Origin of the sequence: Sphingobium trunci, assembly GCF_022664535.1 — a bacterium.
GTDB lineage: Bacteria > Pseudomonadota > Alphaproteobacteria > Sphingomonadales > Sphingomonadaceae > Sphingobium.
In genome coordinates, this window is record NZ_JAKUJY010000004.1 from 32,956 (window position 1) to 53,805 (window position 20,850).

General features: G+C 66.0%; 19 protein-coding genes. 5 read left to right on the forward strand and 14 right to left on the reverse strand.

Annotation, left to right across the window (positions count from 1 at the left end):
- Positions 1–25: 25 nt before the first annotated feature.
- Positions 26–802: an enoyl-CoA hydratase gene (locus MJ601_RS04900; RefSeq protein WP_242123884.1), complete on the reverse strand. Its 777-nt coding sequence runs from the start codon at positions 800–802 to the stop codon at positions 26–28.
- Between the two features lie 100 nt (positions 803–902).
- Positions 903–1,358, reverse strand: coding sequence for an MAPEG family protein (locus MJ601_RS04905; RefSeq protein WP_242123886.1), 456 nt, complete (start codon positions 1,356–1,358; stop codon positions 903–905).
- 273 nt (positions 1,359–1,631) lie between these two features.
- Here MJ601_RS04905 and MJ601_RS04910 point away from each other — a divergent pair, with 273 nt between their 5' ends.
- On the forward strand, positions 1,632–2,930 hold the full coding sequence (locus MJ601_RS04910) for an amidohydrolase family protein (RefSeq protein WP_242123888.1): 1,299 nt from the start codon (positions 1,632–1,634) through the stop codon (positions 2,928–2,930).
- 18 nt (positions 2,931–2,948) lie between these two features.
- Positions 2,949–3,671, forward strand: a complete 723-nt coding sequence (locus MJ601_RS04915) for an alpha/beta fold hydrolase (RefSeq protein WP_242123890.1) — start codon at positions 2,949–2,951, stop codon at positions 3,669–3,671.
- A gap of 31 nt (positions 3,672–3,702) precedes the next feature.
- On the opposite strand, the gene MJ601_RS04920 is transcribed toward MJ601_RS04915, so the two are convergent.
- Together MJ601_RS04920 and MJ601_RS04925 are read right to left on the reverse strand one after the other, a co-directional pair.
- Positions 3,703–4,959, reverse strand: a complete 1,257-nt coding sequence (locus tag MJ601_RS04920; protein ID WP_242123893.1) for an FAS1-like dehydratase domain-containing protein — start codon at positions 4,957–4,959, stop codon at positions 3,703–3,705.
- Between the two features lie 34 nt (positions 4,960–4,993).
- Complete coding sequence (locus tag MJ601_RS04925) at positions 4,994–5,830, reverse strand: enoyl-CoA hydratase-related protein (RefSeq protein WP_242123895.1); 837 nt, start codon at positions 5,828–5,830, stop codon at positions 4,994–4,996.
- Between the two features lie 192 nt (positions 5,831–6,022).
- Between MJ601_RS04925 and MJ601_RS21920 the strand changes: the two genes are divergently transcribed.
- Positions 6,023–6,784, forward strand: a complete 762-nt coding sequence (locus MJ601_RS21920) for a FadR/GntR family transcriptional regulator (protein ID WP_348635557.1) — start codon at positions 6,023–6,025, stop codon at positions 6,782–6,784.
- A gap of 31 nt (positions 6,785–6,815) precedes the next feature.
- On the opposite strand, the gene MJ601_RS04940 is transcribed toward MJ601_RS21920, so the two are convergent.
- Genes MJ601_RS04940 through MJ601_RS04970 form a run of 7 tightly spaced genes read right to left on the reverse strand, consistent with a single transcriptional unit; the run spans position 6,816 to position 15,332 of the window.
- Complete coding sequence (locus tag MJ601_RS04940) at positions 6,816–8,453, reverse strand: acyl-CoA dehydrogenase family protein (protein WP_242123897.1); 1,638 nt, start codon at positions 8,451–8,453, stop codon at positions 6,816–6,818.
- On the reverse strand, positions 8,450–9,664 hold the full coding sequence (locus MJ601_RS04945) for a CoA transferase (RefSeq protein WP_242123898.1): 1,215 nt from the start codon (positions 9,662–9,664) through the stop codon (positions 8,450–8,452). The genes MJ601_RS04940 and MJ601_RS04945 overlap by 4 nt, the downstream gene beginning before the upstream one ends.
- Before the next feature lie 14 nt (positions 9,665–9,678).
- Entirely contained in the window at positions 9,679–10,875 is a 1,197-nt protein-coding gene (locus MJ601_RS04950; protein ID WP_242123901.1) for an acyl-CoA dehydrogenase family protein, read from the reverse strand.
- Positions 10,868–12,076 (reverse strand): acetyl-CoA acetyltransferase, encoded by a 1,209-nt coding sequence (locus tag MJ601_RS04955; RefSeq protein ID WP_242123902.1) that lies wholly within the window; start codon positions 12,074–12,076, stop codon positions 10,868–10,870. Before MJ601_RS04955 ends, MJ601_RS04950 begins: the two co-directional genes overlap by 8 nt.
- A gap of 32 nt (positions 12,077–12,108) precedes the next feature.
- Entirely contained in the window at positions 12,109–13,563 is a 1,455-nt protein-coding gene (locus tag MJ601_RS04960; RefSeq protein ID WP_242123904.1) for an OB-fold domain-containing protein, read from the reverse strand.
- The gene (locus MJ601_RS22005) at positions 13,560–14,399 is read right to left on the reverse strand and encodes a MaoC family dehydratase (protein ID WP_242123906.1); all 840 of its coding nucleotides are present in this window, start codon (positions 14,397–14,399) and stop codon (positions 13,560–13,562) included. The genes MJ601_RS04960 and MJ601_RS22005 overlap by 4 nt, the downstream gene beginning before the upstream one ends.
- 12 nt (positions 14,400–14,411) lie before the next feature.
- Entirely contained in the window at positions 14,412–15,332 is a 921-nt protein-coding gene (locus tag MJ601_RS04970) for an SDR family oxidoreductase (RefSeq protein WP_242123909.1), read from the reverse strand.
- A gap of 107 nt (positions 15,333–15,439) precedes the next feature.
- Here MJ601_RS04970 and MJ601_RS04975 point away from each other — a divergent pair, with 107 nt between their 5' ends.
- A complete protein-coding gene (locus MJ601_RS04975; RefSeq protein WP_242123911.1) occupies positions 15,440–16,243 on the forward strand; it encodes an IclR family transcriptional regulator in 804 nt (267 codons plus the stop codon).
- A 55-nt stretch (positions 16,244–16,298) separates the two neighbouring features.
- On the opposite strand, the gene MJ601_RS04980 is transcribed toward MJ601_RS04975, so the two are convergent.
- From MJ601_RS04980 to MJ601_RS04990, 3 genes are all read right to left on the reverse strand, one after another.
- Positions 16,299–17,186, reverse strand: a complete 888-nt coding sequence (locus MJ601_RS04980; protein ID WP_242123914.1) for an acyl-CoA dehydrogenase family protein — start codon at positions 17,184–17,186, stop codon at positions 16,299–16,301.
- A gap of 4 nt (positions 17,187–17,190) precedes the next feature.
- Positions 17,191–18,342, reverse strand: coding sequence for an acyl-CoA dehydrogenase family protein (locus MJ601_RS04985; protein ID WP_242123916.1), 1,152 nt, complete (start codon positions 18,340–18,342; stop codon positions 17,191–17,193).
- 89 nt (positions 18,343–18,431) lie between these two features.
- Positions 18,432–19,757 carry a spinster family MFS transporter gene (locus tag MJ601_RS04990; protein WP_242123918.1) on the reverse strand — a complete coding sequence of 442 codons (1,326 nt, stop codon included), beginning with the start codon at positions 19,755–19,757 and terminating at the stop codon, positions 18,432–18,434.
- Between the two features lie 234 nt (positions 19,758–19,991).
- Between MJ601_RS04990 and MJ601_RS04995 the strand changes: the two genes are divergently transcribed.
- Positions 19,992–20,831 carry an SDR family NAD(P)-dependent oxidoreductase gene (locus MJ601_RS04995; protein WP_242123919.1) on the forward strand — a complete coding sequence of 280 codons (840 nt, stop codon included), beginning with the start codon at positions 19,992–19,994 and terminating at the stop codon, positions 20,829–20,831.
- The last annotated feature ends 19 nt before the right edge of the window (positions 20,832–20,850 follow it).

Consider the following 20,850-nt stretch of genomic DNA (forward strand, 5'->3'; position numbering starts at 1 on the left):
CTCTCCTTTTTCAATGCCGGCAGCGTCAGCCCTGCTGTTCGCGTCCGCGCGCGATCACCGCGGCGCGCCGCGCCTCTACGTCCTCGGGGCGCAACCGGGCGCTGTCCGCCTCGGCGCGCGCGCGTTCCAGCACCATGGCTTCACCGAAGGGCAGGGCGTAGCCATCGTCGATCAGGCGCTTGTAGCGTTGCACCATCTCCGGCTCGCTGGATGCGATCTCGGCGGCCAGTGCGCGCGCCGTTGGCATCAGGTCCTGCGGCGCCACCACATCGCTCAGCAGGCCCCAGTCCAGTGCGGTCTGCGCGTCGATGAAGTTGCCCGTCAGGGAGAGCCGCTTGGCCCGGTAAATTCCGATCAGCCGCGGCAGCTTTTGCGACAGGCCCGAACCCGGCGTTACCCCGACGCGGGCATGGGTATCGGCGAAGCGGGCATTGGTCGATCCGATCAATATGTCGCAGGCGAGCGCCACCTCGAAACCGCCGGTGACCGCCACGCCGTTGATCGCGCCGACGATGGGCTTGGGGCATCGCGCCAGCGGCGCCGCCAGGCTGTCGCGCCGCCGCCCGCCAGGCCCCGTCAGCAAGCCGAACTGTCCGATTTCCTTGAGGTCGAGGCCCGCCGAGAAAGCGCGCTCGCCCGCGCCGGTCAGGATCACCACCTTCACCGCGTCATCGGCGGCGATGGCGTCGAACGCCTCCGCGATCTCCTTTTGCAACGCAAGCGAGAGGGCGTTCATGGCCTCCGGACGGTTGAGGGTCAGAATCGCGATTCCGTCGGATGTTTCATTCAAGACCAGGCTCATAGGACCAGGATTCCCTTGTTCATGCCGTTCCTTCGGCCATAGCTATCTCGACATCGGGTCGGCGGAGGCGCGGAAGTCTGTTCGCCCGCCGCGATGCAGTTCAGCCATAACGGAGCGCGAAGTGAAGGACGTGGGCCGCCATCAGGGCAAGCGTGACGGACGACAGAAAGAATAATGTGAATCGGACGTAGATGGTATTCACGAACGACTGCCAGATCGAATGAAGGATCCGCAGGCCGACATAGATCCAGGCCAGCCGCACATCCCATGCCCAGGGGCCGATGAGAATCAGCGCGATGGCAATAGCGTAGAAGATCGTCGGCTGTTCGAACAGGTGATTATAGTTCTGGCCCGGCCACATATATTCCGGCCTGATGCGTGCCTGGTAGAAATCGCCCTGCATTCCGGCGGGCAACTGGTCGGGCGTCACGCCCGCCTGAGCCATGCCGCGCGAGCGGGCGATCGTCATCCAGATCATCATGACCAGGGTCCACAACACCAGCACCGCGAGCGGCGCCAGAAGGTGGATCTGTTCAGGCTTGAGGTCCGTTCCCATATCTCTCCTCTTTCCCGCCATCGGCAGCATGGGGGCGGATGAGTTCGTCTCCGCCCCTTCCTACCAGACCATATTCCCGGGCGGACTCATTCCGGCATTTGCCTTTGTGCAGGATCATCAATACCCGATGTCCTGTTTTGGTCTAGATGGTATTTTCGTACCGGCCTCTCTCAGGCCCACGCGGGGCTCATTTGATCCTTTACTTAGTACAGGATGTCATCGACATTTGCGGCGAACAAGGAGTCGGACGAACGATCCCGCGGGAGAGAAGAGATGCAGTTGAACGACATGATCCTCATCAGCGTGGACGACCATAATGTCGAGCCGCCCGAGGCGTTCATCCGGCACTATGCCGATGCCCACAAGGCGGAGGCGCCGCGCATCGTCAAGAAGGACGGGAAGGATGTCTGGACCTTCCAGGGCAAGATCTTCCCGACCATAGGCACCAACGCCGTCGTCGGCCGTCCGCGCAGCGAATATGGGATGGAACCGGACGAGTTCGACCAGATGCGTCCCGGCACCTATGATCCCAGGGCGCGGATCGACGACATGAACGTCAACGGTCAATTGGCGGCGATCAACTTCCCCACCATGCCGCGTTTCGCGGGCAACACCTTCTTCCAGTTCCCGGACGATCACGGCCTGCGCGCGGTGCGGGCCTATAATGACTGGCATGTCGATGAGTGGTGCGCCGCCGGGCCGGGCCGCTTCATCCCGATGATCATCCTGCCCATCTGGGACATGAACGCCACGGTCGAGGAACTGAAGCGCTGGGCGAAGCGCGGCGTCCATGCGATCTCCTTCCCCGACAATCCCGCGCGCTGCGGTTTCCCCAGCATCCACGATCCCTATTGGGACCCGATGTGGAACGTGCTGGACGACTACAGGATGGTCATCAACTGCCATATCGGCACCGGCACCTCAGCGGCGCACGCGTCCGACGATTCACCGATCGACGCGTGGATCACGACCATGCCGATGTCGATCGCCAATTCGGCGGCCGACTGGCTGCACGCACCGATGTGGAAGAGATATCCGAACCTGAAGATGGCGCTGTCCGAAGGCGGCATCGGCTGGATACCCTATTTCCTGGAGCGCGCCGACTTCACGCATGAGCATCATCATGAATGGACCTTCACCGATTTCGGCGGGCGTCAGCCTTCGGATCTGTTCAAGGAACGGATCATCACCTGCTTCATCGACGACAATGCGGGGCTGGAGATGCTGCATCACATGAACCCGAAGATGGTGATGTGGGAATGCGACTATCCGCACTCCGATACGCTCTGGCCGAACTGCCCCGAATATCTGTGGAAGTCGATCAGCAAGCTGCCGAAGGAGACGATCGACGACATCACCCATCTGAACGTGATGCGCGAATATAGTTTCGATCCCTTCTCGATCCTGGGCCGGGACAATTGCACGGTCGGTCATCTGCGCGAACTGGGCAAGGATGTCGACGTGTCGCCGCGCCATCATCTGGGTGGGCGCCGCACCGACAGCATGGACCAGACCGGCGGCGCGCGGAAACCGGTGACGTCGGGCGAGATCGTCAAGATGCTCGCCGGTTGAATCGGACGCCAATCCGACATGGCGACCTTCATTCTGATCCACGGCGCCTGGCATGGCGGATGGTGCTGGGAAAAGCTGGTGCCGTTGCTGGAGGCGAGGGGCCATCGCGCGCTTGCCCCCGATCTGGCGGGGATGGGCAACGACCGCCGCGTGCTGGGCGAGGGGGTGCTTGCGCTCTGGGCCGATGAGATTGCCGATCTGGTCCGGCAGCAGGAGGAGCCGGTGATACTGGTCGGCCACAGCCGCGGCGGGATCGTCATCAGCGAAGTGGCCGAGCGGGTGCCGGACCATGTCGCGCGGCTGGTTTACCTCACTGCCTATCTGGTGCCCCCGGGGGAGGCGGCGCTGGCGGTCAGCCTGTCGCAGCCCGGCATGCCCGACCTGCGGCCGATGCTGACGCAGACGGCGGATGGCAGGGGCAGCTATTTCGCCTCTGGCGGGACCGCGCCGCTCTTCTACCATCAGGTCGATCCCGCGCTGGTACCCGGCATAGAGGCGCGGCTGTGCCCGGAGCCGCACGAGCCGGTGGTCACGCCGCTGATGCTGACGGCGGAGCGGTTCGGCCGGGTACCGCGCAGCTATGTCGAGGCGGGTGAGGACAAGGCGCTGATCCCTGCCCTCCAGCGCGCGATGCGGGAACGGATGCCATGCGAGAGCGTGTTGACGCTGCCCTCGGACCATTCGCCCTTCTATTCGATGCCGGAACGGCTGGCCGACGCGCTGATCGGCCTGGCGGGTTGAAGGGGAGGGGCAAAACCCCTCCCTTCCCGTCTCAGTCCGCGTAGCGCGCGACCTCATGCGCGAACATCGCGTCGATATCCTCCTGCGCGGGACGCGGCAGTTCCACCGCCTTGTCGCGCGTCGGCAACAGCACGACCGCGCTGCCCGGCGTCACCACCGTGCCCCACTGATTTTCGATCCGCAGGTCGAGATGCACCTCGTTGCGGCCGTCCACCTGCTGCTTTTTGCGCACGCTGCCTTTGATCCAGTAGGTGTCGCCGGTATAGACGAACTTGCGGTGCTGGCAGGACAGTTTCCACAGCCAGCCATCGTCGCCCATCCAGTTGGTGACGGTGTTGGTCAGGAACGTCTCGCGCAGGCCGCCATAATCATAGGGCACGGGAATGCCGAGCTCGTTCGCCCAGGCGGTTTCCCAGTGCAGGCGCTGCACCGTGTCGGGCACGTTCAGCGCATTGGGCGTATACATGCCTGGCACCTTTTTGCGGATCTTCCAGGATTCGCGGAAGGCGCCCGGCGGCGTGAGTTGCATGCCCCAGCCGATGTGCCAGACGATCAGGTCGCTGGTGCGCAGCGGCCCACGCACGATGGTGGGAATGTCGGCGCCCTCGCGCACATCTTCCCAATAAAGGGTGTCGGCGCCGCGCAGCGTCTCGGCCTCATAGGCGGCGTCGATCTCCGCGAGCTGTTCGGGCGTATAGGGCTGGGGCAGCTCATATTCCTTCTTGCGCTCCTTGGATGCATGGCGTTCCGCCCGCATCCAGGTGCCGCGCTGGATCGCATGCAGGTCGCCATGCTGGTTGCGGAAGATCATGCCCTTGATCTCCGACACGGTGCGGCCGGAAAAGCTGCTCTTGTCGTTGACCTGCACGCCGATCAGCGCACTGCGCTGGGTGAGCTGGTCACCCAGTTGCAGCGGGCGCCACCATTCGAATTCCATCATCGACTGGTAGGAACCGAGCCCGGCCAGCGGGTCGCCCTTCAGCTTCGCCTTGTCCTCGGCCGACAGCGCCGGGGCATCGGACACGCCCATGGTGTAGAGCATGTTGGGCGGCGCGATCAGCCCGCCCCAGCGCGTCGTCTTGCCATAATCGGGATCGCACCACAGCGGGTTGTTGTCGCCATAGCCATTGGCGAAGCGGCGCGTATTGTCCCAGGTGACTTCGCGATTGTGCGGCGGCGTCGGCTTGTTGTGTTGTATACCGATGCGCTCGCGCAGGCGCGCGATCCCGGCATCGGTCAATATGCCATAGCCGCCCTCGGCTGGTTTTTCGGCTGTGTCTGCGGACATGTCTCTTCTCCTGAAACGGGTGAAAGGGTCTTGCTTATTGGCCGGTGAAGCGCGGCGCCCGGCGTTCGATGAAATGGGCGATGCCCTCGCGGAAGTCGGCGGTCTTCAGGCTGCGGCCCGCCTCCAGATAGGCGAGGATCGCGGCTTCCATGAACGTCTGCCGCTGCGCCTTCCAGATCTGCCGCTTGATGACCCGGGTCGAGTTGGGCGAGACATTGACGGCGATGTCGCGCGCATATTCAAGTGCGCGGGGCATGAGTTCGTCCCGCGGGACCACATGGTTCACCAACCCCATCGTTCGCGCCTCCTCGGCAAAGACGCGGCGGCCCGACAACAGCATGTCGGCGGTCGCGCCGGTGCCGATCAGTTCCACGAGCAGCCAGGCGATGCCGGTTTCCGCCGTCAGCCCGCGCCGGGCGAACACGGCGGAGAACATGGCGTCGCTGCTGGCAAAGCGCACGTCGCTGCTGACCGCCATCGACAGGCCGATCCCGGCGCAGCGCCCGTTGACGGCGGCGATCACCGGCTTGCTCATCGCCTTGGGCAGGACGAAGCGGCTGCGCAATTCGGGCGGCGCGTCGCGGAACACGTCATATTTGGCGAAAGGCCGTTCGGGATGGGGGAAACCCTCGCTCGTCCCCTTCTCGCTGCTTTGCTTGAGGCTGACCATGTCGGACCCGACGCAGAAGCCCTCGCCCGTGCCGGTGATGACGACGGCGCGCACGTCCTGGTCCTGCTCCAGCCGGATCATCGCATCGTCGAACATCTGGTTCATTTCCGGGGTGAAGGCATTGTTGCGTTCCGGCCGGTTGAACGTGACGATGCCCACGCCGTCCTCGACCGAACAGAGCAGATGCGGTTCGCCTGTCATGTCCTTCTCCTCTTCGGCGCTTGCGGGGGCAAGAAGCCCCCATGCGGCCTGACCGCATATGCACAAGCAGCTTGACCGAAAAGTGTCAATATCATTTATACGATTACGCGACTGGCTGGCGTTCGCGCCGATGCTGCTCTATCAGCGGTGTGGCGTGGATTGCGCGATATTCTGGGTGGATTGGCGAGGGACGTGATCGAAAAGCAAATTCCACAGCCCGTCCGCATTCCCAAGGCGGCTGAAATCGTCGCCAGCCATATCCGCAAGCAGATCGTGCGCGGCGAACTCAAGCCCGGCGACAAGCTGCCCGCGGAGCCTGTCCTGCTGGGGCGGTTCGATGTGTCGCGGCCGACGCTGCGGGAAGCGCTGCGCATCCTGGAGTGGGAAGGCCTCATCACCGTCACGCGCGGAGCCAAGGGCGGCGCCAGCGTGAATGCGGGCCTGTCCGACCTTGTCGCTCGGGCGACCGGGATTGGGCTGCAATCGCGCCGCGCATCGATCGCCGACCTGTTCGAGGCGCGGACGATGATCGAGCCGCATGCCGCCCGGCTGGCGGCGGAACGGCGGCCGCACGAGGCCGCTCAGGTGCTGCGCGCGCTGGTGGTGACGGAACGGGCGAGCGTCCATGATGCCGCCGCCATGGCGCGGGCGGTGGCGGGTTTCCATCAGGCGGTGCTGGACGAATCCGGCAATATCACGCTGTCGGTGGTGGGCGCGGCCCTACGCTCGATCGTCGAACGGCATCTGGAACTCACCTATCGCCAGCGCAACCCTTCGGCGGCGTCGGCCAAGAGCATCCAGCGCGGTTTCGCCTCGCACGCCAAGCTTGTGGACCTGATCGCCGCAGGGCGGGGCGAGGATGCCGAGAAACATTGGCAGGAGCATATGGTCGTCACCAGCAAGGTGCTGCTGGACCGGGCCGGGATGATGGCGGTCGTCGATATCATGGACTGACGGGAGCGCCGCCCACGTCCGCCACTTCCCGTCAGTTGCGTCCGGCCAGCAATCCGCGCGCGATCACCTGCGCCTGGATTTCCGCCGCGCCCTCGAACACGTTGAGGATGCGGGCGTCGCACAGCACGCGGCTGATCTCGCTTTCCAGCGCATAGCCGTTGCCGCCGTGGATCTGCAGCGCATTGTCGGCATTGGTCCAGGCGACGCGCGCGGCGAGCAGCTTCGCCATGCCCGCCTCCACGTCGCAGCGGCGGCCCTTGTCCTTCTCGCGCGCGGCGAAATAGGCGAGCTCGCGCGCGGCGATGGTTTCGACCACCATCATGGCGAGCTTGTCGGAGACGCGCGGGAAATCGGCGATGGGCTTGCCGAATTGCAGGCGTTCGGTGCCATAGGCGAGACCCAGTTCGAAGGCGCGCCAGGCGACGCCGACAGCGCGCGCGGCGGTCTGGATGCGTGCGCCCTCGAAGGTCTTCATAAGCTGGCGGAAGCCTTCGCCGTCCTGTCCGCCCAGTAGCGCGTCGGCGGGCGCGGCGAAATTGTCGAACATCAGCTCATATTCGCGCATGCCGCGATAGCCCAGCACCTCGATCTCGCCGCCCGACATGCCTTCCGCCGGGAAGGGATCGGCGTCCGTGCCGCGCGGCTTGGGCGCGAGGAACATGGAAAGGCCGGCATTGCCCGGACCACCGGTGCGCGCCAGCAGCGTCATCAGGTCGGATCGCGAGGCATGGGTGATCCATGTCTTCGCGCCCGAAATCCGCCAGTCGCCATCGCCATCGCGCACGGCTCGGGTGGCGAGATTGGCAAGGTCGGAGCCGTTGGATGGCTCGGTGAAGACGGCGGTGGGCAACACCTCGCCCGATGCGATGCGGGGCAGCCATTGCGTCTTCTGCTCCGGCGTTCCGGCAAGGCCGATCAACTCGCCCGCAATTTCCGATCGGGTGCCGAGCGATCCCGCGCCGATCCAGCCGCGCGACAATTCCTCCGTCACGACGCACATTTCGAGCTTGCCGAGACCAAGGCCGCCAAACTCCGGCGCGATGCACACGCCGAAGGTGCCAAGGTCGGCGAGTTCAGCGATCAGTGCGTCCGGGATCAGCGCATTGTCGAGGTGCCAGCGATGGGCGAAGGGCGTGATCTTCTCGGCGGTGAAGCGGCGGAACTGATCGCGGATCGCGTCGATCGTGCCATCGCCCGTCGCTTCGGAAATATGCGCGCCCTCGCGGATGTGGCGCAGCAGCGCGGCGCGGGGAGCCGGGTCGTCGGCCTTGGCGATGAAAGCGGCGATGGCGGGATCGGCGGCGAGATCGGCGGCGGCGGACGCAAGGCCGAGTTGCGCGGGGCGCACGAACTCATTGGGGCTGATCGGCAGGCCGCCCACTATCTGCGCGGCATATTCGCCGAAGGCGAGGTCGACGATGGTGGCTTCGGCCGTTCCATAATCGCCCTGCGCGGCGAGGTTGTCGGCCCAGGCGCCCAGCGCCTCCAGCGCGGCGATGGTGGTGGCGATCCAGGCAAGGCCATGGGCGGCGCGCTGGTCCGCGTCCAGCTTGCGCGGGTCGACCTTGCCGTCGGTGGCGACGCGGGCGGCAAGGCTCGCCTTCGCCGCTTCGCCGAACCGCGCCAGCGCGGTGAGCGCGCCTTTGATCTCGTCCTTCTGCCCCGTCATGCCCCTGCCACGATCCCCTTGTCGAAAAGCCGTCCGATCTCGCCCGATCCCAGACCGAGCGCGTCCGCCAATATTTCCTCGCTATGTTCGCCGAGCCGCGATGCGCGCACCGGCGCCAGCCGTTCTTCACCGGGCAGCGTCGCGATCGCGCCCGGCACCGGATAGCGTGCGCCGCTGACCTGCTCAATCTCCGAAAAGAGCGGGTTGGCCGTCACCATCGCCGGGTCGCGCACCGCTTCGTGCATCGCCAGATAAGGCCCCCAGCAGCAGCCATTGGCGTCGAATTCGCGCGCCAGATCGTCCGCGTCACGCAGCGCCACCGCAGCTTCGACCAGCGGGAACAGCGCGTCGCGATGCTGGAAGCGCACACCCTCGTCCGTGGCGAAGCTGACGCCGCGCGATGCTTCGATTCCGGCCACCGCTTCGCTGATGCCCAGAACCTTGACCAGCCCCGTCCACTGGCGCGGGGTGATCGCCATCACCATCAGCCGCTTGCCGTCCGCGGTGCGGAAGTCGCGGCCGAAGGCGCCGAACACGTCGTTGCCATAGCGCGCCCGGTCGCCGCCATGCAGCGTCTCGGCCAGCTGGCCCAGATTGGCGATGGTGGCGATGCCGACATCGGCGAGCGGAATGCGCACCTCCTGCCCCTTGCCCGTCGCCCGGCGATGCTGAAGCGCGGCCAGCGTCGCGAAGGCGGCATAGCCGCCGGTCAGCAGATCCCAGGCGGGCAGCACATGGTTGACCGGCTGATCGCCGAGGGTCGCCGGACCCGTGATCTGTGGGATGCCAAGCGCCGAGTTGACGGTATAGTCGAGAGCGGGGCCGCCATCCGCCTGCCCCATGACGCGGGTCAGGATCAGGTCGGGCCGCCGCGCCGACAGCTTCTCCCACGACAGGAAGCCGCTCACCGGGAAATTGGTGAGGAAAATGCCCGCGTCGTCACCCGGCGCCGTCGCCAGCGCGGCCAGCAGTTCGCGCCCTTCCGCGCTGCCCAGGTCGAGCGCGACGGACTTCTTGCCCTTGTTCAGCCCCTCCCAGTAGAAGCTGGCGTCATTGTCCGCCTTGGGCCAGCGGCGATAGTCCGGGCCGCCGCCGATCTGGTCGACGCGGATGACCTCCGCACCCATCTGCGCGAGGTAAAGACCGGCGCTCGGACAGGCGACGAAGGAGGATGCCTCCACGACACGCAGGGGCGAGAGCAGCGAATACATGGAATTCCTCTATCTCAGCCCTGCGCCGCGAAATCGCGCAGCATCTGCTTGGCGATGACGAGCTGCTGGATCTGCGTCGTGCCTTCATAGATGCGATAGACGCGGGCGTCGCGGAACAGCCGTTCGGCCTCATATTCCGCCAGATAGCCGGCACCGCCATGGATCTGTACCACCCGGTCGACCACCCGGCCGCAGGCTTCGGTCGCGAACATCTTGAAGGCAGCGGCCTCCAGGCTGGAACGGCCGCGCTCGCTGCGGGCGCAGGCGTCCCACATCATGCATTCCGCGGCATAAAGCTCGGTCTTCGAATCCGCCAGCATCGCCTGGATGAGCTGGAAATTGGCGATCGGTTCACCGAACGCCTTGCGCTCCGTGGCGTAGCGCAGCCCGGTTTCGAGCGCACGCTCGGCAAGGCCCAGCGCGCCCGCGCCCACGGAGAGGCGACCCGGATCGAGCGCCTTCATCGCGGCGGCGAAGCCCTTGCCCTCGACCTCGCCCAGCAGGTTGCGCGCGGGGATGCGGACATCCTCCATGATGACGTCGGCGATCAGCGCGCCGCGCTGGCCCATTTTCGCGTCGGGCGTGCCGATGCTGATGCCGGGGGTCTTCATGTCGACCAGAAAGGCGCTGATATGGGCATTGCCCGGCAGATTCTCCGCCGATGTGCGCGCCATGATGAGGGCGATGCCCGCGATCGGCGCATTGGTGATGTAGCGCTTCGTGCCATTGAGCACATAATCGTCGCCGTCCCGCACCGCGCGGGTCTTGAGGCCCGCCGAGTCCGATCCGCTGTCGGGTTCGGTGAGGCCGAAACTGGCGATCTCGCCGCCGCAGAGGCGCGTCAGCCACTCCTGCTTCTGCGCGTCCGTTCCGGCGGTCTTGAGCGCGGTCGTCACCATGCCGGTGCCGATCGCCATGGTCGCGCGGAAGGCGGGGGCGGCACGACCCAGTTCGCGAATGACGCGGATATATTGGGTGAGGCTGAGGTCGGCGCCCCCATAGGCTTCGGGCGTCGTCACGCTGAACAGGCCAAGATCGCGCATTTCCGCGATGATCTCGGCCGGCACGCGATTATCCTCGATGACGCGCGGCTCGGCCGGGATCAGCCGGTCGCGCACGAAGCGGCGGAGCTGGTCGAGGAAAGACTCGAACAGCTCCGCGTCCATGCCGCTGCCGGTCACCGGCCGGGTCGGCGCGGTGACTTCAAGCATCGGCCAGGCCGACGATGGCGATTGCGGACACATTCTGGCTCGGCATGCCGCCCAGATTGTGGCTGAGGGCAAGGCTGGGCGGGGTCTGGCGCTGCCGGGCGCCCGCGCGGCCCAGGAGCTGGAGGTAATTTTCGTAGATCATCCTCAGGCCCGACGCGCCGATCGGATGGCCGAAGCATTTGAGGCCGCCGTCGATCTGACAGGGCACCTGCCCGTCCGCATCGAAGAAGCCGTTCAGCACGTCCTTCCATGCCTCGCCTTCCTTGGAGAGGTAGAGATCCTCCATCGTCACCAGTTCGGTGATGGAGAAGCAGTCATGCACCTCGGTCAGGCTGATCTGGTTGCGGGGATCGGTGACGCCCGCCTCCTTATAGGCCTTTTGCGCGGCGACGCGGGTGGTGTGGAAATAGCTGCCGTTCCAGCCGCCGCCCTGCTGCATTTCCCAGCCGTTCGAAGAGGCGATCTGGAGCGCCTTGACCGTCACCAGATCCTTCTTGCCCAGGCTCCGGGCGATTTCCGGCGTGGTGACGATGGCGCAGGCCGCGCCGTCCGACACGCCGCAGCAATCGAACAGGCCGAGCGGTTCCGCGATCATCGGCGCGTTCAGCACCGTGTCGAGGTCGATCGCCTTTTGCAGATGCGCCTTGGGATTCTTCGCGCCATTGGCATGGCTCTTGACCGAGACATGGGCCATGGCGCGCTTGAGGTCATCCTTGCTGACGCCGTGGGTCGCGCGATAGGCCGAGGCGAGCTGGGCGAAATTGCCCGGCGCGGAGCCGGTGACGCCGATCATGTCGGATGTCGTGCCGCGCGAACGCACGGGCAGGCCGCCATAGCCGGTGTCCTTCAGCTTCTCGACACCCAGCGCCAGCGCGATGTCCGCCGCGCCCGAGGCCACGGCATAGACCGCGCCGCGGAAGCTTTCGGTGCCGCTGGCGCAATAATTCTCGACCTTCGTCACGCCGCAATTGTTGAGGCGCAGCGCGACGGCGAGCGGAATGCCCGACGGGCCGATATTGACCGCGTCGAACGCGACGCCCAGCCAGGCGGCGTCGATCTGCGAGGTGTCGATGCCCGCATCGGCCACCGCTTCCTCATAGGCCTCGACCATCAACTGGTCGGCGTCCTTGTCCCAGCGCTCGCCGAACTTCGCGCATCCCATGCCGAGGATGGCGACCTTGTCCCTGATGCCGCTTGCCATGTCTTGTCTCCTAAATAGCGCGTCCGAACGGGTCAGCCGACCGGCACGGCCTTCCAGAAATATTTGGTGAAATCGCGCCGCTCATCGACGGCCTTGATGCGGAACATCATCATCATCTCCGCGCCGACCTCCACCTCTTCGGGCGAGCAGTCCGCGAATTCCGCGATCATGCGTCCGCCGCCGTCAAAGTCGATCATACCATAATAGCTGGGCGGCGCGGGCGAATAGGTCAAGGCGTCGGCGGTATAGGTGACGACCCGCGCCTTCCTGTCCGCCAGCGGATAATCCTCCTGCGTGTGATAGGCATGGTCGTTGGGATTGACCGAAATATCGCTCCTGGGGAACTGCACCGTCCCGGTCTTGGTGCAGCGGCCGCCGACAAGGCCGAGCACCGTCTTGCGGTTGCGCCACAGCGTCGTGCCGGGCTGCTTCTCGTCATTCTCGGCACGCATCCCCTTGTCGAGGGCGAGATTGCCGCGATGGAACAGCCAGCGGGCGTAATTCTCGTCCTTGACGCCGCGCGCCAGCGATCCCTTGACGCCGCGCCGGGCGGGGAGGGTGGCGGCCTTGCCGGTCGCCTCGAACAGCAGCACATCGACACCCTGGCCGAAGCCGGTGAGCAGGATCTTCTCGCCCGCCTGCGCCTGTTCCAGCGCCGCGACGAGGAGGAGGATGGGGTGGGCGACGCCGCTGTCGCCAAGGCTGGCCGCCAGCGTGTCGGCCACGGCCTCCGCCTTGATGCCCGCCTTCTTCGCGACGCCGTCGGCCACGCCGCGCAGCGTGATCGGCATGATGAAGCGGTCGATCTCGCCCGCCGCGACGCCCAGCACGGCCAGCGCGTCCTTCACTGCCTTCACCGTCATGCCGGTATAGCCTTCGTCCCTGATCCAGCGGCTTTCCCAGCTATAGTCGAAATCCTGGCCGTTGCTGCGATAATGATCGACGAAATCGATTGTCGTCGAATGGCTGCCCAGGAAACGTGCGACGACATCGCCCTGACCGATCAACAGACCGGCGGCGGCATCGCCCTGCACCATCTCGCCTTCCGAAGCGGGCCTGGACAGGCGCATTTCGGACGCGATGGCGAGATGCGGCGCGGCCCCGCCCTTTGCGGCGGCGAGCGCCTGGATAAGCTGCGAGGTCGCGGCGCGCAGGCTGCCGGTCGCGTCGAGCGCGGCGGTGCCGTCCTCCAGCACCAGTGCCTCCTTGACGACGCCCGCGTTCAGCCGGTCGGTGAAGGGCAGGGTGGTCGAGGCGAGGCTGACCGTGCCGATGCTGGCGCGATCCACCTGCGTCAGCGCGTCGCGTCCGGCCTCCACCGCCATGGTGATGGCGTCCTCGTCCCAGTTGGCGATGGCGCGCTCGCCCTTGGCAAGGCCGCCCAGTCCTCCCGCGAACCATTTGTTGGTCGCATGGATGACGCTGCGCTGGAGCCGCTTGCGCGGGACATAGGCTCCAAACCCCAATATGCCGGTCTCAGCGGTCATAGATACTCCACATAGCCATTGTTGAGGACCACCTTGTCGCGCTCGACGACGCGGCAGCGGAAGGCCGCCTTGCCCGGGCCTTCGCGCCACAGGGCGGTTTCGATGGTTTCGCCCGGATAGACTGGGGCGGAAAAGCGGGCGTCGATGCGGCGGATGCGCGCCGGATCATTGCCGGTCAGCAGCGCCAGCAGCGCCCGGCCCGCCACGCCATAGGTGGCAAGGCCATGCAGGATCGGCCTTTCGAAGCCCGCGCCTGTCGCCACCGCCGGATCGGCGTGCAGCGGGTTCATGTCGCCCGAGGCAAGCCGGTAGAGCAGCGCCTGATCGTCGCGTGTGGGAATGGCCAGCACGGCGTCTGGCGCGCGATCGGGCACCGGATAAGGCGCGGGCTGTTGCCCCTCCGACCCGCCATGGCCGCCATCGCCGCGCAGATAATTGGTGTTGCGCACCGTCGCGATGTGGGTGCCGTCCTCATGGCTGATCTCGCGCGTCTGGATCACCATCGCGCCCTTGTCCGCGCCCTTGTCGAAGATCGGGCCGAACTTCGTGCGGCCGATCAACTCGCCCGTCAGCGGCAGGGGCGCGTGGAGGATGAGGCTGGTTTCGACATGCAGCATCTTTTCCCAGGTGACGCCCAGCGCCGGATCGCGCCAGACGAAGCCGGGATAGGCCATCACCACCGCCATGGTCGGCAGCACCTTCAACCCGTCCTCATAGACAAAGGGCAATTCAGTTGCGCCCACGCCCATCGCGTAGAGCATCACCTTGAATGGGTTGATGCTCTGCCGGCTTTCGATCGCGGGCAGGTCGATCAGCTTCCGGGGGTCGAAGGCCACCTCTTCTTCGCCTCAGACCGGATCGTAGGGGAAGATGTCGGAGGACCGGGCCAGCGGCGTGAAAGCATGTTCCATCGCGGGAATGAGGTCGGACACGATGCTTTCGGGCGTCCAGCCATTCGAACGCTGCATCGTCTTGACCGGGCGGTTCTTCGAAAAGACGAACACCTCATTCTTGCGCACGCCGAACGTCTGGCCGGTGACATGCTTCGCCCCGTCGGAAAGCAGGGCGGCGACCATCGGCGCGATCTTTTCGGTGGTCATGGTCTTGGCGCGTTCGATCCGCTGCTCTTCCTCCGGGTTGGATGCCGGTATAGTCGCGACCAGGCGGCTCCAGGCGAAGGGCGCGATGCAGTTGGAGCGGACGCCGAACCGTTCCATGTCGAGCGCGATCGAATTGGACAGGCCGAAAATGCCCATCTTCGCCGCGGAATAATTGGCCTGCCCGAAATTGCCGATCAGCCCCGAAGTGGAGGTGAAATGGACATAGGAGCCGCCATTCTGGTCCTTGAAATAAGGCGCCGCCGCCTTGGCGACATAGAAGGAACCATTGAGGTGGACGTCGACGACCTGCTTCCAGTCCTCGATGCTCATCTTGTGGAAGATGCGGTCGCGCAGGATGCCCGCATTGTTGACGACACCGTGGATGCCGCCGAAATTCCTGACCGCATCCTCGATGATCGAGGTCGCGCCCAGCGGATCGGCGACGCTGGCGCCGTTCACCACTGCCCGGCCGCCTTCGGCGCGAATCTGCGAAACCACTTCCTCGGCGGGGCCAGCGTCTGCGCCTTCGCCTTCGGCCGATGCGCCCAGATCGTTGACGACCACCGCCGCGCCCTGACGGGCGCAGAGCAGCGCGATGTCGCGGCCGATGCCGCGGCCCGCGCCGGTCACGGCGACCACTTTTCCGTCCAGCCGCGCCGACTCGCTCATGCCTTTCCCGTCCTCTTCCCGTTTGCGTGATAGATTACTTAGTTGAGGCCGTCAGTTTATTCAACAGCTAGAATTGCTATTCATGATCGTGAACGATAAGAAAGGCTATGATCTCCGCTAATCCCGATCGACGCCCGCGCCCGCCGGTCAATTCCGTCGTCCAGGCCATATCCATCCTGCGCCATCTGGGGACGCTTCCCGAAGGCGCCGGGGTCAATGCCATCGCGCGCGCGGTCGGCATCGGGCCAAGTTCCTGTTTCAACGTGCTGCGGACCCTGGTGGGCGAGGATCTGGCGATCTTCGATCCGGCGACGAAGCGTTATACGCTGGGCCTGGGTGCGGTGGACCTGGCCCGGCGCGCCCTGGGTGGGGACGCGATGGTGCGGGCGGCGCGCGCGCCCATGGATGCGCTGGCCGAAGAGCATGACGCGGCCGTTGGCTTGTGGCGTTATACCGGCAGCCGCCTTGTCCTCGTCGCATTGGCGGAAAGCGCGTCGGCAACCCGTATCCATCTGGTCGTCGGACAGCGCCAGCCCGGTTCGGCAGGCGCGACCGGAAGGGCGATGCTGGCCGCGCATGGGCTTTCCGATGCGGAGATTGTCGAGGCTTATGAAGGCGTGCGCTGGCACAGCGCGCCCGGAGCATCCACTTTCCTGGCGCAGGTCCGGCGCGCGGCCGAACTGGGCTGGGCGCTGGACCTGGGCAATGCCAATCACGGCATAGCCTCGGTCGCGTCCGCAATCGCCGACCGTGGCGCCAGCCCGCGCTTCGTCCTTTCCGCGTCGATCTTCGACGGGCGGGAGGATGCGGCCGGGATGGCGCGGATCGGGCAGGCGCTGCGGGCCGCTGCGCTTGGGCTCGGCAAGTTCGCCCATGGCAGGATGCCGGACGTGGCGCCGGGAGGGGAATGAGCCGGAAGGATGCATGGGGCCTGTTCCCTCGACTTCTTCCCTCCCGGCCCCTTCTCTATGCCAAGAGCTGCGTCATATCGGCAGGCGCGATAAACTGAAGCAGGTGCGCCCGCTTCAGGCAAAGATGGGGTGCCGCTTCGTCCGTCATGCCGATGCCGCCATGGACCTGGATATTGGCGCGGCCATTGTCGATCGCGGCCTGATCGGCAAGGCGCTTGGCGGCGGCGACATGGAAGGCGGCATCGCTCTCCCCGGCGTCGAGCGCGCAGGCGGCATAATAAAGCTGCGACCGGGCGACCGCCGCGCGGACCGCCATGTCGGCGCAGATATGCTTGATCGCCTGGAACCAGCCGATCGGCCGTCCGAACTGCTCGCGTATCTTGGCGTAGCCGGTTGCCATGTCCCGCGCCGCATCGGCCGCGCCGATGGCGAAGGCGGCGGACAGCAGCCGCAGGTGAAGCACGGCGCGCGGATCGTTGACGCGCGCAATCGAGGGCAGGGCGTCGAGGCGCGCGACCGTCGCCGACAGGTCCAGCGACGGCGCGGCGGCGAGCGAGCCGGGCAGGGCGAAGCTGCCCAACTCGCCGTCGAACAGGCCGACCGCGCTTGCCGCGCCGTCCGCGTCGATCAGGCGCGCGCTGCCGTCCGGGGCGGGCAGCGCGATGGCGGCCTTGTCCCCGCTCCCCGTCCAGCGCGCGCCGACGGCGCTCGACAGCAGGGCGACCGGGGCCAGGAAGCGGCCGAGTTCGGCGAACACCAGCGCTTCGGTCGCATGGTCGAGGCCGGTGTCCGGGGCGGTCATGCCGATCCATCCCATTTCCGTCAGGCTGGACCAGAGGCCGGGACGGCGCGAGCGCGCCTCCTCCAGCGGCATATGGTCGCGGCACCAGTCGGCGGTGGCGGTCTGATAGGCGGTCTGGTCTTCGCTGGGGGTCAGGTCCATGATGTCACCTCGATTTAGGCAGGCCGAGCAGACGCTCGCCGATGATGTCGCGCTGGATCTGGGCGGAGCCGCCCGCGATCGTCTGGGCGAAGCCGCGCAGATAGTCGGAAATGCCATTGTCGTCGCCATAGGCGAAGTCGATCATCTCCTCGCCCATCAGCAGCACCGCCATCCGCTCCAGCCGCTGGCCGAGTTCCGACGTGAACAGGCGGATCACCGACGCCTCCGGTCCCGGCTGGCCCGTCCGCATCACTTCGGAAATGTTGCGGTAGGTCATCGCCCGCAGCGCCGCGACCTCGCTGCGCATCTGCGCCAGGCTCTCGGCGATGCGCATGTCCTTTATCAGGCCTCTGGCGCGCGCCTTTTCGATCAGATCCTCGATCTCGCGGCTCTGCGCCACCTGGTCGGCGATGAAGCCGGTACCGCGTTCGAAACTGAGCGTCGACATCGCCACCTTCCAGCCATTGCCAAGGCCGCCGACCACATTGGCCAGGGGGATGCGCACATCGTCATAAAAGACTTCCGCAAACTCGGTTTGGCCGGAAATCTTGCGGATCGGCCGGATGGTGATGCCCGGCACATGCATGTCGCAGATCACCCAGCTCAGGCCCTTGTGCCGTTCCGACCCCTCTTCCGTGCGCAGCACCAGTTCCTGCCAGTCGGCGACATGGGCGAAGCTGGTCCATATTTTCGAGCCGTTGACGACCAGTTCGTCGCCCTCGATCCGCGCCTTCGTGCGGATGCCCGCCAGATCCGATCCGGCGCCCGGCTCGGAAAAGCCCTGGCACCAGATCGCCTCCCCTTTCAGGATGCGCGGCAGGTGATAGGCCTTCTGCTCCTCGCTGGCGTTGATGATCAGCGTGGGACCGCCATGGTTGATGCCGACGAAATTGGCGCCGATCCAGGGCGCGCCGGCCCTGGCATATTCCTCCAGCCAGATCACCTGCTGCACGATCGACAGGCCGCGTCCGCCATATTCGGAGGGCCAGTTGATGCCCGCCCAGCCCGCGTCGAACAGACGCCTTTGCCATGCCTTGTCGAAATCGATGGCGTCGATGGCATCGGGCGGCCGTCTCTCGGCCGGGACGTTCGCATGCAGCCAGTCCCGGCATTCCTCGCGGAACCGGGTTTCCTCCGGCGAAAAGCCGATGTCCATCAGCGGGCCTCCTTCGCGGATTGGATCGGATCGGGCAGGGTCATGGCTTGCTGTTCCTCTTCCTTGATATGGGTCCTTACGGATTCTTTTCAGGCAGTTGCCGCCCGCGCCGCTCTGGCCGCAACCGCCCTGCGCACCGGCTTCATCGCCATGAAGCACAATATCCCGCAGGCGACGAGTCCGATCAGCACGATCAGCAGCGCATAGCGCAACGCTTCCTTGCCGAAGGCCGGCGCGAAGACATCGCTCATGATGCCGACGAACAGCGGCCCCAGCCCGGCGCCGACCAGCGTGCCCGCCAGCGTCATCATGGCCGCGGTCAGCCCCCGGTTGCGCGAATCCACCAAGCCCATGGCGACGGCATAGGTGGGCGGCAGCCAGAAGGTCATGAAGAAATTGGCGAGGGCGAGCCCGATCAGCGACAGGGCAAGATTGTCCGAGAGCAGGAACAGCAGGCCGGGCGGCGCGGAAAGGATCGTGCCCCAGCCCGCGACCTTCAGATAGGTGGGGAGGTCGCCTTTGGCGAAGCGATCCGCCAGATGGCCCGCCGCGACATTGCCGAAGAACAGCCCGCCCGCGATGCACACGCCCATGAACATGCCGACCTGCATCGTCGTCAGCCCATGGACCCGCAGATAGAAGGTCGGCCCCCAGCCGAGGATCGAATAGCCCGTGAACGAGCAGCTCATGGCGATGTAGAGGGCAAAGCGCAGCGCGGGGGTGCCCAGCACCACGGCCAGGGCTTGCCTGAGCGATATCGGCACGCCTTCCGGCCGGGCACCTTCGTCCGACAGGCCGCGCGGCGGTTCGCGCACGGTCAGCAGCATGACGAGCGCCAGCACCAGCCCCGGCGCGCCCACGACGATGAAGGCGGTGCGCCAGTCGAACAGGGTGTTGAGCCAGCCGCCCAGGAACAGGCCCAGCGCGATGCCGACGGCCTGCGTGCCCGACCAGATGCCGATCACAGTACCGCGCTCCCGTACCGGATAGAGATCCGAGAGCAGCGACTGGCTGGCGGGACCGCCGCCCGCCTCTCCCGCCGCCACGCCGATCCGGGCGAGCGCGAGGTGGATGAAGCTGGTGGCGAGGCCGCACAGCATCGTCGATACGCTCCAGACGACCAGGCATGCGGACAGCAGGGTGCGGCGCGATCCGCTGTCGACCATGCGCGCCACGGGCACGCCGGCGATCACGTAGAAGGCGGAAAAGGCGATGCCGGACAGCAGTCCCATCAGCGAATCGCTGACCTTCAGATCGGCCTGGATCGGCTGGAGCAGGATTGCCAATATCTGGCGGTCGATGAAGTTGACGATGCCGACCAGGCAGAGGACGAACAGCACATAATGCCTGCGCCCGCGCGTCCACCAGCGACGTGCCATGGCCGCTGCCGAGTCCGTCTCTCCGCCATTCGCCAAAGCGTCTCTCCTTTTCCGCTTGCGCTATACTGCGCCCGCCTTTGCCGGATGCGACATGGCCCGGTCTGGCTTTTCCCCTCCTTTGTCTACGGCTGTTTACCGGCCGTCAAGGCGCTTCGAAAAGGGGGGAGGGGATGCGGACGCTTGCGCAGCGTGCCGAAATGAGGGACGTTTGCCCGACAGAATAAGGGCGTGCGGCATCGACGCGCCGGCCCGATCAGGAAAGGATATCGCATGGCCCGACCCGTCGCCTTCATCACCGGCGCGAGCAGGGGCATCGGCAAGGCCATCGCCCTGTCGCTTGCCGAAGCGGGCTACGACCTTATCCTGTCCGCGCGCACGGTGGCGCCGGGCGAGGCGCACGACCATTCGCTGACCGTGCACAAGACCGATGCCCGCCCGCTGCCCGGCAGCCTGCAGGAAACGGCGGCGGAGGTGGAGGCGAGGGGCGCCCGCTCGCTGCTGGTGCCGATGGACCTGACCGACCGGGCGTCGGTGGGCGCGGCGGCTCAGAAGATCATCGACAATGGGGCGGCGGTTGACATGATCGTCCATAATGGCCGCCATATCGGTCCCGGCCTGATGGACCTGTTCCTGGACATCCCCGTCGATGCCTATGCCAAATTCTTCGAGGCGCATGGGATTGCGCCCATCATCCTCACCCGCGCGCTGTTGCCCGGCATGTTGCAACGGGGCGGCGGCACCGTCATCACCATCACCTCCAGCGCCGCCTATGAAACGCCGCCCGCGCCCGCGGGCAAGGGCGGCTGGGGGATGGGCTATGCCGTGGGCAAGGCGGCCGGGCATCAGTTGGTCGGCACTTTGCACGCGGAATATTTCGGCCGGGGCCTGCGCGCCTATAATGTCCAGCCCGGTTTCATCGGCACGGAACGCAACCATATCGTCGCGTCCGACCTGGGCCATGAACTCTCGCGCGCCGCGCCGCCCTCGATCATCGGCGCGCTGGTCAAATGGCTGGTGACAGAGGCTGAGGCCGAAACGCTGTCGGGCAGCACCATAGAGGCGCAGGACTTCATCCGCGAACGCGGCATCGCCCCGGGCTGGGTGGCCTGAGCGCGCAATCATCATTGAG